13 protein-coding genes are annotated in these 12828 nt (G+C 64.3%); 5 read left to right on the top strand and 8 right to left on the bottom strand.

Features of this window, described 5'->3' with window-relative positions:
• Nucleotides 1-7 precede the first annotated feature (7 nt).
• The 5 genes from EOC93_RS12835 to EOC93_RS12855 form a co-directional block, all read right to left on the bottom strand.
• Nucleotides 8-895 (bottom strand): branched-chain amino acid ABC transporter permease, encoded by an 888-nt coding sequence (locus EOC93_RS12835; RefSeq protein ID WP_127204782.1) that lies wholly within the window; start codon nucleotides 893-895, stop codon nucleotides 8-10.
• 4 nt (nucleotides 896-899) lie between these two features.
• Complete coding sequence (locus EOC93_RS12840; RefSeq protein ID WP_127204783.1) at nucleotides 900-1628, bottom strand: ABC transporter ATP-binding protein; 729 nt, start codon at nucleotides 1626-1628, stop codon at nucleotides 900-902.
• Complete coding sequence (locus EOC93_RS12845; protein WP_127204784.1) at nucleotides 1625-2443, bottom strand: ABC transporter ATP-binding protein; 819 nt, start codon at nucleotides 2441-2443, stop codon at nucleotides 1625-1627. The genes EOC93_RS12840 and EOC93_RS12845 overlap by 4 nt, the downstream gene beginning before the upstream one ends.
• A 90-nt stretch (nucleotides 2444-2533) precedes the next feature.
• Complete coding sequence (locus EOC93_RS12850) at nucleotides 2534-3829, bottom strand: ABC transporter substrate-binding protein (protein WP_127204785.1); 1296 nt, start codon at nucleotides 3827-3829, stop codon at nucleotides 2534-2536.
• 55 nt (nucleotides 3830-3884) lie between these two features.
• The gene (locus EOC93_RS12855; protein ID WP_127204786.1) at nucleotides 3885-5318 is read right to left on the bottom strand and encodes an amidase; all 1434 of its coding nucleotides are present in this window, start codon (nucleotides 5316-5318) and stop codon (nucleotides 3885-3887) included.
• Between the two features lie 136 nt (nucleotides 5319-5454).
• On the opposite strand from EOC93_RS12855, the gene EOC93_RS12860 reads away from it, so the two are divergent.
• Together EOC93_RS12860 and EOC93_RS12865 are read left to right on the top strand one after the other, a co-directional pair.
• Nucleotides 5455-6420, top strand: coding sequence for a LysR family transcriptional regulator (locus EOC93_RS12860; RefSeq protein WP_127204787.1), 966 nt, complete (start codon nucleotides 5455-5457; stop codon nucleotides 6418-6420).
• Between the two features lie 126 nt (nucleotides 6421-6546).
• Nucleotides 6547-7554, top strand: coding sequence for an aldo/keto reductase (locus EOC93_RS12865; RefSeq protein ID WP_095482752.1), 1008 nt, complete (start codon nucleotides 6547-6549; stop codon nucleotides 7552-7554).
• Nucleotides 7555-7558: 4 nt separating this feature from the next.
• On the opposite strand, the gene EOC93_RS12870 is transcribed toward EOC93_RS12865, so the two are convergent.
• Entirely contained in the window at nucleotides 7559-8998 is a 1440-nt protein-coding gene (locus EOC93_RS12870; protein ID WP_127204788.1) for a LuxR C-terminal-related transcriptional regulator, read from the bottom strand.
• Nucleotides 8999-9024: 26 nt separating this feature from the next.
• On the bottom strand, nucleotides 9025-9246 hold the full coding sequence (locus tag EOC93_RS12875; RefSeq protein ID WP_127204789.1) for a hypothetical protein: 222 nt from the start codon (nucleotides 9244-9246) through the stop codon (nucleotides 9025-9027).
• On the opposite strand from EOC93_RS12875, the gene EOC93_RS12880 reads away from it, so the two are divergent.
• Both EOC93_RS12880 and EOC93_RS12885 read left to right on the top strand, forming a co-directional pair.
• Complete coding sequence (locus EOC93_RS12880) at nucleotides 9230-9436, top strand: hypothetical protein (protein ID WP_127204790.1); 207 nt, start codon at nucleotides 9230-9232, stop codon at nucleotides 9434-9436. The genes EOC93_RS12875 and EOC93_RS12880 overlap by 17 nt on opposite strands.
• Nucleotides 9437-9668: 232 nt before the next feature.
• Nucleotides 9669-10553, top strand: coding sequence for a hypothetical protein (locus tag EOC93_RS12885; protein WP_245461449.1), 885 nt, complete (start codon nucleotides 9669-9671; stop codon nucleotides 10551-10553).
• 92 nt (nucleotides 10554-10645) lie between these two features.
• Here EOC93_RS12885 and EOC93_RS12890 read toward each other — a convergent pair whose 3' ends face one another.
• Nucleotides 10646-12067, bottom strand: a complete 1422-nt coding sequence (locus EOC93_RS12890) for a LuxR C-terminal-related transcriptional regulator (protein WP_127204791.1) — start codon at nucleotides 12065-12067, stop codon at nucleotides 10646-10648.
• A gap of 250 nt (nucleotides 12068-12317) precedes the next feature.
• Here EOC93_RS12890 and EOC93_RS12895 point away from each other — a divergent pair.
• Nucleotides 12318-12828: gamma-glutamylcyclotransferase (locus EOC93_RS12895; RefSeq protein WP_127204792.1), on the top strand; the 511-nt coding region annotated here is incomplete at its 3' end.

Below are 12828 nucleotides of genomic sequence, written 5' to 3' on the forward strand. Positions count from 1 at the left end.
GGTGCCCTCACATGCGTCGGATTTCGGCGCGGCCGAAGAGGCCCGACGGTCGCCAGATCAGCACGCCAATGACCACGAACAGCAGCGACGGAAAGCCCCAGCGGGCGCCAAGCGCGTATTGGACGAAGGATTCGAGCAGCGCCAGGCCAAGCGCGGCGGCGACGGCGCCCGGCAGATTGCCGAGGCCGGCGACGACGCACATGATGAAGGCTTTCAGCATCGGATCGTTGCCGAGCGGCGGTGACAATTGCGTCATCGACGAGACCATCACGCCGCAGATGCCGGCGAGCGCGCCGGACAGCATCAGCACCTGCAGATAGACGCGGTTGACGGCGACGCCCATGAGCTGGGCCGCATCGCGGTTCTGCGCCGTCGCCCGGATTGCACGGCCCATCCGCGTCCGGCCGAGCGCCAGCGAGACCACCACCATCATGACGACGACGACCGCGATAATCAAAAGGTTCTGCCAGGGCAGCGTCAGCGGCCCGAGGCGAAAGGCGCCGGAGATCGAGACCGGCTGCTTCAGCGGCTGTCCGCCGTAGGTCAGCAGGATCGCATTCTCCAGCGCAATGCCGATGCCGACCGTGGCGATCATGACGTTGGCTTCGAACGTCGACTTGTCGTTCTTCAACAGATTGCGCACGATCGCAAAATAAAGGATCGCACCGGCCGCGGCGCCCACGAGAATGGCGCCGGCAAAACCGATCGCGATCGGCAGGCCGAGCGAGGTGATCACGGTATAGGCGACGTAGCCGCCAAGCGTCAGCATCGCCGCATGGGCCATGTTGAGCATGCCCATCGAGCCCCAGACCAGCGACAGCCCGACCGTCGCCAGCGCATAGAGCGCGCCCGACGTGAACCCGGCGACGAGAATGGCCATGAGAACGTCGGTCATGGCGTCAGCCTCCAAGATAGGTTGCGAGGAGCTCGTCGCGCGCCATCAGTTCGGCGGGCTTGCCCGACCAGACGATAGCGCCGTCGTCGAGCAGATGCAGGCGGTCGGCGAGGTCCTCGACCCGCGCCGGGTTCTCCTCGACGAGGAGGATCGTCCGGCCGGCTTTGCTCAGTTCGGCAATGACGCCGTAGACCTGATCGATGATCAGCGGCGCCAGGCCGAGCGACGGCTCGTCGATCAGCAGGATGCGCCCGCCCATCATCAGGCCGCGGCCGATGCCGGCCATGCGCCGTTCGCCGCCGGACAGGCTCGAGGCAATCTGGTCGCGACGGTCGGCGAGCTTCGGCAAAAGCGTGTAGACCTCGTCCAGCCGGCGCTTGATCTCCGCCTTGTCCGGCGCCAGATAGGCGCCCATCAGCAGGTTTTCGAGCACGCTCATCTGCGCAAACAGCATGTCGCCCTGCGGCACGTGGGCGACGCCCAGCATCGCCGTTTCGTGTGGCTTTCCGGACAGGCGCTGGCCGTCGATGCTGATCTGCCCGCCGCGTAGCGGCACGAGGCCGGAGATCGTCTTGAGAAGCGTCGATTTGCCATGGCCGTTCGGGCCGACGACGGTGACGAATTCTCCGGCACGGACGGTCAGCGAAATGCCCTTGAGCACCTCAAGGCCGTCATAGCCGGAGACGATGGCGTCGAGCTGCAGGACGGGCGGTTTGGCGGCTGCGCTCGTCATTGCGCCCCCTCGACCGGGCTCGTTGCGGCCTGGTCGTCGAAGAATTTCTTCAGCCGCTTCTGCGTGCCTTGTCCCAGATAGGTTTCGACGACGGTCTGGTCCTCGGCCACCTTGTCCGGCCTGCCCTCGAAGATCACCTTGCCGTGGTGCATGATGATGACGCGGCTGGACAGCGCCAGGAGAAAGCGCATGACATGCTCGATCAGCACGATAGTCAGTCCCTGATCGCGCAATTTCAGCACCATCGCCATGATCTGGTCGATCTCGGCGACGTTGAGCCCGCCGACCGGCTCGTCGAGGAACAGCATCTTCGGCTTGGTGGCGATGGCACCGGCGATCATCAGGAGCTTGCGGTCGAGCACCGGCAGCCGCGCCACGGTCTCTTCAGCCTTGCCCGCAAGTCCGACGAAATCCAGCGCCTCCATTGTTGCCTGCCGGACATCCTCGCCGAGGCGGAAGCCGGCCAGCCTGCGCCGCTGGCGGCCGAAATAGGCGGCGATCTCGATGTTTTCGCGAACCGTCAAGCTATCGAAGGCGGCATTGAGCTGGAAGGTCCGGGCCATGCCGAGCTGGCAGATGCGGTCGGCTCCCAAAGTTGAAATGTCGGTGTCGCCGAAATGCACGCGGCCGGCGCTGGCCGGCGTGATCCCGGTCACGACATCAAAAAAAGTCGTCTTGCCGGCGCCGTTCGGCCCGCCAATGCCGACGATCTCGCCCGGATTGACCACCATCGACACGCCGTCGACGGCGGCCAGCGAGCCGAACCGTTTGACGACGCCGTCACAAACCAGCATCGGGCCTGCGGCCTCAGTCATCTCGTTTGCCTGGCATCTCTTCTTTCACCTCATGGAGACCGGTCGGACGCACGAGCCGGCCGGTCTTGTCCGCTGCGTCCCTTCATCCGTTCATTTGATCCATGGCGGCAGGATGAAGCTGTCCGTTGCATAGAGCACCGGCGCGATCAGCTTCGGATCGGTCTTGTAATCCTGATGCTGCAGGAACTGGTGCGGCATGCCGAGCGACGGATCCGCCACCTGCGTCGGGTAGCAGAACGCCGACTGACCCGCCGGATCGGCCCGGTAGGTGCCGTTGACCCCGCGATAGACCAAGCGTTTCATGGCATTGGCCACTTTGGTGGTCTGCTCCTTGTTGAACGGCTCGCCCGGACCGCCGGCGATTGCCGCCGCAAGCGCCCACATCCATAGGCCGTCATAGGTCTGCGATCCGGTGATGTAAGCCGAGTTCGGACCAAATTTCGCCCGGTAACTCTCGCGGAACGATTTGGAGAAATCGTCCGGCAGGCAGCCGATCACCGTCGAATAGACGACGCCGTTGACCGCTTCGCCGCCGATCTCGCGGAACGCGGGCAGCGACGGCCCGTACTGCATATAGATCAGACTGTTGATCGGCTCGGCGAGGAACTGGACCATGAACTGCGCCAGGTCCTGCGGCAGGAAATGCGTGACCAGGATCGCCGCCGGCGGATCCTGCCGGAGCTTCGCCAGTGTCGGACCCCACTGGTTGGTCGGGAACGGAACCGTCTCGAACAGGCTGACCTCGAATCCATATTCGGCGGCCTTGTCGCGGATCGCATTGGCGATGACGATCGAATATTCATTGGCCGACGGGATGATGGCGATCTTCTTGTTCGGCGCCTTCCATTTGCCGTCCGCGGCTAGTGTCTTGAGAAAATTCAGGCAGCCGGGACCATACCAGAATTCCGGCGGATCGCCCTGGAAGGAACTGTAGTAGCGGGCCGGGTCGGTCTTGAACTTCTCATTGTGCGAAATCAGCGTGTTGTAGTGCATCATGATGACGTCATTGTCGGCGGCGACGTCCATCTCGATCATGTTGGTGCCGAGATTGTAGCCGTTGATGATGACCGGGGCGGTGAAACGATCGATCAGGCGCTGCATCGACTGGCTGACCAGATCGGCGCCCATTTCCTTGGTGTCTTCGATGTGGATCTCGACAGGCCGGCCGAGAATGCCGCCCGCCGCATTGATCTCCTCGGCGGCGAGGTCGAGGCCGTTCTTGAATTCGATGCCGTCGGCGGCGGCGATACCGGACATCGGCAGGGCCGAGCCGACCGGAATGGGGGTAGCGTCCTGGGCGATCGCCGCATTGTTCATGTCGGCAAGAAGAGCAGCGCCAGCTCCCGCGCCGGCCACCCCTTGCAGCATTGCACGTCTGTTGATCATGGCAAAATTCCCCTTTTTTGTCGTCGGTTACGGTCTGTTCTTTATGCGAAATAGGTCAGGCGAAATCCTTCAGGCGAAACGCTTGCGTCAGGGGCCGAAAGGCGGCTTCCAGGTCGGCCGCCGCGGAAAGCACGCGGGCATCGTCGCCACGCGCACCGATGATCTGGAAGCCGACCGGCAGGCCCGCCGCCGTCATGCCGCAAGGGATGACGCAGGCCGGTTGCTGGCTGAGATTGATTGGATAACTGAATGCCGCCCATTCGGTCCAGCGCGACAGGCCGCTGCCCGAGGGAACTTCAAGCCCGACGTCGAAGGCCGAGATCGATGCTCCCGGCGAAACGATGAAGTCATAGGTGTCGAGCAGCCGATCCATGGCGGCGCCGAATTCGCCGCGCTGTAACTGTGCGGCGACCAGTGCCTTGGCGTCGAACGCCGCCCCCGCCCGGGCGATCTCCAGGAAGCCCGGATCGATCCCTGCCCGTTCGTTCTCAGGGATCAGCGCCAGACGCGCAGCGGCGCCGGTGAACCAATGGGACTGGAACAGATCGAGCAGATCGCCGCCGGGGAGATCAATGGGTTCGACCGTCGCGCCAAACCCGCTGAAATACGTCAGCGCGTGGGACACGGCGGCGGCGATCTCTTCATCCAGCACGCCGGATGGCGGCTTCGACCAGTAGCCGACCCGGGCCCCTTGCAGCGTCGCCTCGATCCGCCCAAGCGGCGCCAGCGTTCCCCCGCCTTGCTGCCAGTCGCTGAGGTCGCGGCCGGACATCGCCTGCGTCATGACGGAAAGGTCCTGCGCGGTCCGCGCCATCGGCCCGATATGGGCGACGGTTCCGAATGCGCTCGACGGATAGGCCGGCACGCGGCCGAAGGTCGGCTTCAGTCCGGCGATGCCGGTGAAGGAGGCCGGGATACGGATCGATCCGCCGCCATCGGTGCCGAGGTGGAAGACGCCGGCTCCGGTGGCAGCCGCCACCGCCGCGCCGCCGGAAGAGCCGCCGGGCGTCTTTTCGGCATTCCAGGGATTGCGCGTGATGCCGCAAAGCCCGCTGTCGGTGATCGCCTTCCAGCCGAATTCGGGCGTCGTCGTCTGTCCAATGAAGACAGCGCCCGCTCGGCGCAGCAGGGCAACGGCGGGCGCATCCCTGTCGCAGGGCGCAGCCGGCGTGGTCCTGCTGCCATAGCGAACGCTCCAGCCCTCGACCCAGACGATGTCCTTGAGCGTCGTGGGTATGCCGTCGGCGGCGGACAGCGGCTCGCCTGCCCGCCAGCGTTTTTCGGAGGCGCCGGCGGCCTCGATCGCAGCCTTGCGGTCGATCATGGTGAAGGCGTTGAAAAGCGGATTGATCGCTTCGGCGCGAGCAAGCGCCGCCATCGTCACCTCGACGGGCGATAGCGATCCAGCGCGATAGGCAACGTTAAGCTCCGCGGCGCTCAGGCGGCACAGATCATCGGCGTCGGCAATGGGAGATATCCCATTCGGCATGCAGTTCGAACCCCTCGTTCCATGGCCACTCTTTCGGCAGCCTTGTCAGCAGAGGCAGTCTGGCGGGTTTCTGCACTTCCACAAAATGTATTATTGCGAGTAACATGCGCTATTAAATGCAACAATTGGATTTTCTATGAACCTGACCGTCCGGCAGTTGCGCTATGTCTGCGAAGTCGCTCGCCTCGGCAGCGTGCTGGCGGCCTCCAAATCGCTCTACATCTCGCAATCATCCATCCTGGCGGCGATCACGCTAGCCGAGGCCGAGATGGAGGCGCGTATTTTCGACAGGCGGCCGGCGCGCGGCGTCTCCATCACGCCGGCCGGCCAACGCTTCGTCGCAGCAGCCCGCGTCATGCTGGCGGCGGAAACCGAGTTCAACCGGTCGATCGGCGATCTCAGCGGCCGCGTGCCGAAAGTCCTGCGCATCGGCTGTTTCGAGCCGTTCGGAGCGCTATTCATGCCGGAAATGCTGCGCAGCTATATCGACAGCGTCGGCGATGTCGAGATCGACCTGGTCGAGGCCGACCAGGTCCAGCTTCAGGAACGGCTTGTCGCCGGCCAGATCGACCTGGCCATTCTCTACGACATCGGGCCGATCGGCATCGACAGCGTCACCCGCATCTGCAAGGTGCCGGCGCACGCCGTGCTCAATGCCGATGATCCCCTCGCCGTGCGCGACGGCATCTGGCTGGCGGAACTTGCGGAGCGGCCGCTGGTCCTGCTCGATCTGCCGCACACCGCAACCTATCTCCTGACCTTGTTTGACGTGCTGGCCAAACGACCGGAGGTGCGCTTTCGCACGCGCTCCTACGAGACGGTCCGCTCGGCGGTCGCCTCGGGCTTCGGCATGGCCATCCTCAACATGCGGCCGATCGGCCGGGCCACCGCCGATGGCGACGAGATCGTTCGAAAACCGATCTTCGACGAATTGCCGCCACCGACACTGATCGTCGCCGACATGTACGGTTCGGCAAAGCCGCTCTTCGTGCGGGTCTTCATCGAGATATTCCACCGCTTCTTCGACACGGTCGGCCCGTCCGGCTTTTCGGTGACGACGCCGCAGCGCGAGCCTTTGCTGCTGGTTGCCAGGAAAGGCTGACGATGATCCTCTTCGGCTCACGCGATCGTGCGATTAGCCCTCAGCCGAGCGACTGTGGAAACTAAGCGAACGCTCTATATCGTCCTGACGCATACGAACCCTGACGCTTTTCCGGAGATCTCTTCCATGACCTTGAGCACACGCAAGCTGGGCAGCCAGGGGCTGCAGGTATCGGTGATCGGCCTCGGCTGCATGGGCATGAGCCAGTCCTACGGCCCGGCCGACGAGGCGGAATCGATCGCCACGCTGCATCGCGCCATCGAGCTCGGCTGCACCTTCCTCGACACGGCAGAAGTCTATGGCCCGCACACCAATGAGGAACTGCTCGGCCGCGCCCTGAAGGGCCGGCGCGACGAGGTGACGATCGCCACCAAATTCGGCTTTCGTATCGAAAACGGCAAGCAAATCGGCACCGACCGCAACAGCCGGCCCGAGCATATCCGCGAGGCGGTCGAAGGCTCGCTCAGCCGGCTCGCCACCGACCATATCGACCTGCTCTACCAGCACCGCGTCGACCCGGCGGTGCCAATCGAGGATGTGGCGGGTGCTGTTGGCAAACTGATCGCTGAAGGCAAGGTGCGTTACTTCGGCCTGTCGGAGGCCAGCGCCGCCAACATCCGCCGCGCGCATGCCGTGCATCCGGTGTCGGCTGTGCAGAGCGAATATTCGCTGTGGGAACGCAATCTGGAACCGGAGATCATCCCGCTGCTCAGTGAGCTCGGCATCGGCCTGGTGCCGTTCGCGCCGCTTGGCCGCGGCTTCCTCACCGGCGACGTCAAGCGCGCCGAAGACTACCCGGAGGGCGACTTCCGGCGCGGCGACCCGCGCTACCAGGGCGCCAACTACGACGCCAACGTGCAGGCGGCCGGGATTGTCCGCGACATCGCCACGTCCAAGGGCGTCAAGCCGGGCCAGATCGCGCTGGCCTGGCTGCTGCACAAGGGCACTGACCTCGGGCTGGACATCGTGCCGATCCCCGGCACCAAGCGCAGAAAGTACCTCGAGGAGAACGTCGCCGCCGCAGCGATCAAGCTCGACGCCGCCGCAATGCAGGCGCTCGACGACGCGCTGGCGCCGGGCAAGGTCTCGGGCGAGCGCTACAACGAACGCGTCATGGTGACGATCGACCGGTAGGGGTCTACGGCAGCTTCGCCAGTCCGGCAGCGTGGCGGATGGCAAGCAACGCGTCCCGGTTGGTCACGGGATAGCCTGCGATGAAGCGTTCGACCGAAAAGCCTGGAAATTCGGCTCTCAAGCGGGCCGCGGCGCGCACTGCCTCGCCGGCCTCGCCCATGGCCGCATGCGAAAGCGCCAGGAACATCAGCACGTCCGGCGACTCCGGCGAACTCCTGCGGAGCGCCGCAATGGCTTGCTCGTGTCTGCCGGCGACGAACAGGATGCGGCCTTGCATGCCGAAATACCAGGGCGGGGCCAATGGATTGAGGCGCATGGCACGCTCGATGATCGGGATCGCCTCGGCCGGATCACCGACGACAAGCGCCTTGCTGCCGGCCAGCAGCAGCAGTATGCCGGCGTGGTTGGAGCCATATTCGAGAGCGCGCCGGTGCGCGCGCTCCGCCCCTTCGAGATCGCCAAGGCATGCCCTGACATTGCCAAGGCATGCGTGAGCGCAGCTGTCCGTCGGGTCGAGGCGCAAGGCGTTTTCGGCCGCCGTCCGCCAGTTCTCGATCGACGTCAGCACGTCGTCGCCAAAGCCGTTGCAGGCCTCGACCGAATAGGCATAGGCGAGCTCGGCCCAGCAGTTGGCGAAAGTAGGGTCAAGCTCCAGCGCGCGTAAAAACAGGCGGATCGCCTCGACATTGCCGGCGCGGCTGAACGTGGTGTGCTGTTCGAGGGCGAGCAAGTAACAGTCATAGGCCCGCAAGCTGGCCGGCGGCTTGCGGCGAACCGCATTGCGGCCGACGGTGGCAAGCGTTCCGTAACTGCCGGCGAACACATTGATGATGCTTTCGGTCAGGCTGTCCTGCAGCGCGAAAATATGCTCGACCGGGCGGTCGTAGCGCTCCCTCCACAGGCTGACGCCGTTGCGTGCATCGGCAAGCTCTATCGTCAAGCGAATCCTCTGGTCGTCGGCGCGCAACTGTCCCGATACGAAATAGGTGATGCCAAGCGCCTTGCCGTCCGCCGCGAAATCGGCCGGCTTGCTGCCCAATGATTTCATCGTGTGGAAGGCGATGACAGGCAAGCCCGCGTAACGTGCCAGGTCGATGGTGATGTCCGACGACAGGCCGTCGGCAAAGCGGCGCCAACGCTCTTCGGAATTGAGGCATTCGATCGGGAATATCGCGAGCACTGGCGGAGCGTCCGACGGGAGTGATAGCCCGTCCGGCCGAGCGCTGGAAGCGCCGGCAAAATACGCCGCGAGCCCGATCTTGGTGCGCACGCCAAGTTTTTCGTAGATGGCCGCAAGGTGGGTGCGAACAGTGGTCGGGGCAATGAAAAGTGCATTGCCGATTTCGCGATAGGTCATGCCGGTTGCGAATTTTTCCGCGACCGCGCGCTCGCGGCCCGACAAGGCATCGAGCGTCTGCGCTTTCGAAGCGTCATTGACCGTCATGGTGGAAACCGCCCCAGGACAGAATACTACAAATGCAGGAGGTCGAATACTGCATCTGCCCGATCCCGCCGCAGGCGCACAAATTGCACGATCGCTTGCAGCAACAAGCTGCAATCAGGGGAGGTTTCCATGCGTCCTGTTTCCATAGTGCTGGCATGCACGATCTTGAGTCTTTCCGCCGCCCAGTCGCCGTCGTTCGCAAGAGGATGCAGGCAGGTGCTGGAATCGGATGTGAAAATCACGAGCATGCGCGTCTATGCCGACATCCTGGCCAATGCCGCCCGCAACGGCTGGGACTACACGCCTGAATCGATCGTCAGCGGTTCAAAGCGGCATTTCGAGGAGATGAAGCTCCAGTTGAACCACGCCGGCTATGAGATCGTCCCCGTCGGCGTCCGCCCGTATTGCAAACGGTTGGATAAGCTCGCCGCCCGCTAGCAACCAGCGATCCGCCCTTTGCGGCGCAAGCTTTCGGCAATGTTGAGCAGAAGACCGTGCCGGATATATTTCGATCCGCTCAGCGCCGTGGGCAGTCAACGAGCGTCCATAAACCTTCCCGATGCTGCCGCCAGACAGCCGGGCGACACCTCAGGCAAACGCGCCGGGTACACACCCGGGCAGCAAACCATCCACTACCCACTGGGACGTCGTAACTCATGAGGGGGATTTGATGGGGCTCGAAGACGACCATGCGCCACTCCGCCTGGATCACGCGCTGTACCATTTGGACGGCACGCCAGCCGGCCGGCGCAACGCCTCGGCGCTGGCCGATGTCCAGTCCTTCGAACCGTCGATGCTCGACGAAAAACCGTTACCGAGGCTGCGGCCGAAAAGCGCTATCCCCGATTGGTATCGGGTGGTGCGGGCGCTGTCGCGGTTTACCGCTGCAATCCGCTCGCGCATGGTCGGTCCCGGCGGATATTACAATCTCGGCAATGCGCTCGGGCTGGTGACGGGTGTCACGGTCCAGATCGTCGCCGTGCCGCGAGGTCCCGGCCTGAGTGGTTCTGCCGCGCTCCTCGATTATTTCGCCGGCAGCATCGCCGCCATGGCACTGACACTGGCCACGCTGGTCTTCTTCTACAGCGGCGAAATCTACTGCCGCGCCTGGGCTAGAAAGCCGAGCCCCGACGCGTCCCTGAACCGCCTTGGCGACATACTGTCGGGGATCGGGGCGATTGGGCTTGGCATCGCCCTGTTCCTGTTCGGTGAGCCTGTGCTTGCGGCGACCTCGGGCCTGCTGCATGCACTCGGCAAGTTTGGCAGCGCTTTCGCGGCCGGCAGGCCGTTGCCCGGCTGGCAAGCCACCTGGCCCGACCCGTTCCGCAGCGCCGTGCTGGCCAGCCGCCTTCCGGCGATGGTAGCGGCGGCGGCGGGGATCGGCGGTGCCTTGCCGCCGGTGTGGTCGGGCGCTTCGTCGACGCTCGTTGCTGCGCCGCTGACATTGCTCGTCTGCTACCTGCTATGGGCAAAGGCCGACCTGCTGCTGCTCCAGGACGGGCGAGCCGAGCGCGCGCTGGCTTCGCACGCCGGAAACCGCCGAGATGCAGTGTGACGCCCGCATCGAAAATCCAAATTGGCAAGCCGGCGGTGGCAGACTGAGAGATTATCGGGGCAATGCGTAGTCGCGGACTCCTCGGCAAGGCCTCAACCGAGCCTTGCCAGCTTTGCGGCGTCGCGTATGGCTTGCACGGCATGCGGGTTTGTCACGGGATAGGCTGCGATGAAGCGTTCGACCGAAAAGTCCGGGAATTCAGCTTTCAAGCGGGCTGCAATCCTGGCCGCCTCGCCGGTCTCGCTCACGGCTGCGTGCGCCAGCGCCAAGAACATCAGCACGTTCGGAGAATCCGGCGAACTCCTGCGGAGCGCTGCGATGGCTTCGCGATGCCTGCCGGCGACGAACAGGATGCGGCCTTGCATGCCGAAATACCAGGGCGGGGCCAGTGGATTGAGGCGCATGGCGCGCTCGATGAGCGGGATCGCCTCGGCCGGATCGCCGGCGACAAGGGCCTTGCTGCCGGCCAGCAGCGCCAGCGTGTCGGCATGATTGGAGCCGTATTCGAAGCCACGCTGATACGCGCGCTCTGCCCCCTCAAGGTCGCCGAGACATCCCTTGAGATCGCCAAGGCAGGTGTGGGCGGCGCTGTCCGTCGGGTCGAGCCGCAAGGCGTTTTCGACCGCCGCCCGCCAGTTCTCGATTGAACCCGGCACATCGTCGCCAAAGCCGTTGCAGGCCTCGATGGAATAGGCATAGGCAAGCTCGGTCCAGGCCCTGACCAGAGTTGGGTCAAGCTCCAGCGCTCGTGAAAGCAGGCGGATTGCCTCCGTATTCCCGGCGCGGCTGAACATGTTGTGCTGTTCGACGCCAAGCAGATAAAAGTCGTAGGCCCGCAGGCTGGCCGGCGGCTTGCGGCGGACCGCATTGCGGCCCACCGTGGCGATCGCCCCAAAACAGCCAGCAAGGACATTGATGACGCCTTCCGTCAGGCTGTCCTGCAGCTTGAAAACGTCCTCGACCGGACGGTCGTAGCGCTCGCTCCAAAGGCTGACGCCGTTCTCCGCATCGGCAAGCTCTATCGTCAACCGAACCCGCCGCTCTTCAGCGCGCAATTGGCCCGACACGAGATAGGTGGCGCCCAGCGCCTTGCCGTCCGCCGCGAAGTCGGCCGGCTTGCTGCCCAGCGATTTCATCGTGTGGAAAGCGATGACCGGCAAGCCCGCGTATCGCGCCAGGTCGATGGTGATGTCCGACGACAGACCGTCGGCAAAGCGCTGCCAGCGCTCTTCGGAATTCAGACATTCGATCGGGAATATGGCGAGCACCGGCGAGGCGTCGGACAAGGACGGAGCCGGCTGCGCGCTAGTGGCGCCGGCAAAATACGATGCGAGAGCGACTTTGTTGCGGACGCCAAGTTTTTCATAGATCGAGGCGAGATGGGTGCGGACGGTCGAGGGGGCGATGAACAGCGCCTCGCCGATCTCGCGATAGGTCAGGCCGGCGGCAAACTTCTCCGCGACCGCGCGCTCGCGGTCGGATAGAGCCGGCGAAGACGTCGCGATGCGGTTCATGGCAAATTTCCTGCCACCGGACGGAGAGACGGGGTTCAACTGCTGCCGACGCAGGATACTACAAATGGAGAACCCTAAACACCGCATCTGGCCGATTGTGATGTCGCGCTTCGAAGCCGAAAGCTTCTCGCACGCCGCTCCGACCAGCCGCTGCGCTCCATTCGATTTCAGCACAATATCAGCATCCGTTCAGGACGCGGATGCCATGTCGCGGCGATGCTCTCTCGGGAGACAAACCCGATAAGCGGCCATGACAATTGCCCTGACAGAAGACCTCCTCGCCAAGATCGATCGCAAGATCGAAGACGCCGGCTCGGCGCCCGGACTGCGCAATCTGGAGGATCGCGACTATGCCGACATTCGCACGCAGCTGCTTGCGGGACGCCCGCGTGACGTTTGGGTGTTCGCCTATGGCTCGCTGCTGTGGAACCCATGCTTCGAATTCGTCGAGGAGCGACCGGCGACCGTGCATGGCTGGCATCGGCGATTTTCGCTGTGGCTGACCCGCTGGCGCGGCACGCGCGAGCGGCCCGGGCTGATGCTTGCGCTCGACCGTGGCGGCAGCTGCCGCGGTGTCGTCTACCGTCTCCCTGACCTTGATATCGACGCGGCAATCGACCGGCTGCTGCGCCGTGAGATGAGCGCCAACCCGCCGACCAACATTCCGCGCTGGATCTCGGTTCGAGGCGCGGCTGGGAATTTTCGGGCCATCGCCTTCGTCGCCGCCCGGAATGGCCCCGCCTCTGCCGCCGGCCTGAACG

The organism is Mesorhizobium sp. M6A.T.Ce.TU.002.03.1.1 (assembly GCF_003997275.1).
GTDB classification, from domain to species: domain Bacteria; phylum Pseudomonadota; class Alphaproteobacteria; order Rhizobiales; family Rhizobiaceae; genus Mesorhizobium; species Mesorhizobium mediterraneum.

Bases quoted from the DNA above. Each gene is read 5' to 3' on its own strand.
- EOC93_RS12875 (WP_127204789.1), bottom strand. From the start codon at position 9,246: ATGCTCGTGATTTTCACATCCGATTCCAGCACCTGCCTGCATCCTCTT.
- EOC93_RS12840 (WP_127204783.1), bottom strand. From the start codon at position 1,628: ATGACGAGCGCAGCCGCCAAACCGCCCGTCCTGCAGCTCGACGCCATC.
- EOC93_RS12845 (WP_127204784.1), bottom strand. From the start codon at position 2,443: ATGACTGAGGCCGCAGGCCCGATGCTGGTTTGTGACGGCGTCGTCAAA.
- EOC93_RS12860 (WP_127204787.1), top strand. From the start codon at position 5,455: ATGAACCTGACCGTCCGGCAGTTGCGCTATGTCTGCGAAGTCGCTCGC.
- EOC93_RS12885 (WP_245461449.1), top strand. From the start codon at position 9,669: ATGGGGCTCGAAGACGACCATGCGCCACTCCGCCTGGATCACGCGCTG.
- EOC93_RS12855 (WP_127204786.1), bottom strand. From the start codon at position 5,318: ATGCCGAATGGGATATCTCCCATTGCCGACGCCGATGATCTGTGCCGC.
- EOC93_RS12890 (WP_127204791.1), bottom strand. From the start codon at position 12,067: ATGAACCGCATCGCGACGTCTTCGCCGGCTCTATCCGACCGCGAGCGC.
- EOC93_RS12870 (WP_127204788.1), bottom strand. From the start codon at position 8,998: ATGACGGTCAATGACGCTTCGAAAGCGCAGACGCTCGATGCCTTGTCG.
- EOC93_RS12865 (WP_095482752.1), top strand. From the start codon at position 6,547: ATGACCTTGAGCACACGCAAGCTGGGCAGCCAGGGGCTGCAGGTATCG.
- EOC93_RS12850 (WP_127204785.1), bottom strand. From the start codon at position 3,829: ATGATCAACAGACGTGCAATGCTGCAAGGGGTGGCCGGCGCGGGAGCT.
- EOC93_RS12835 (WP_127204782.1), bottom strand. From the start codon at position 895: ATGACCGACGTTCTCATGGCCATTCTCGTCGCCGGGTTCACGTCGGGC.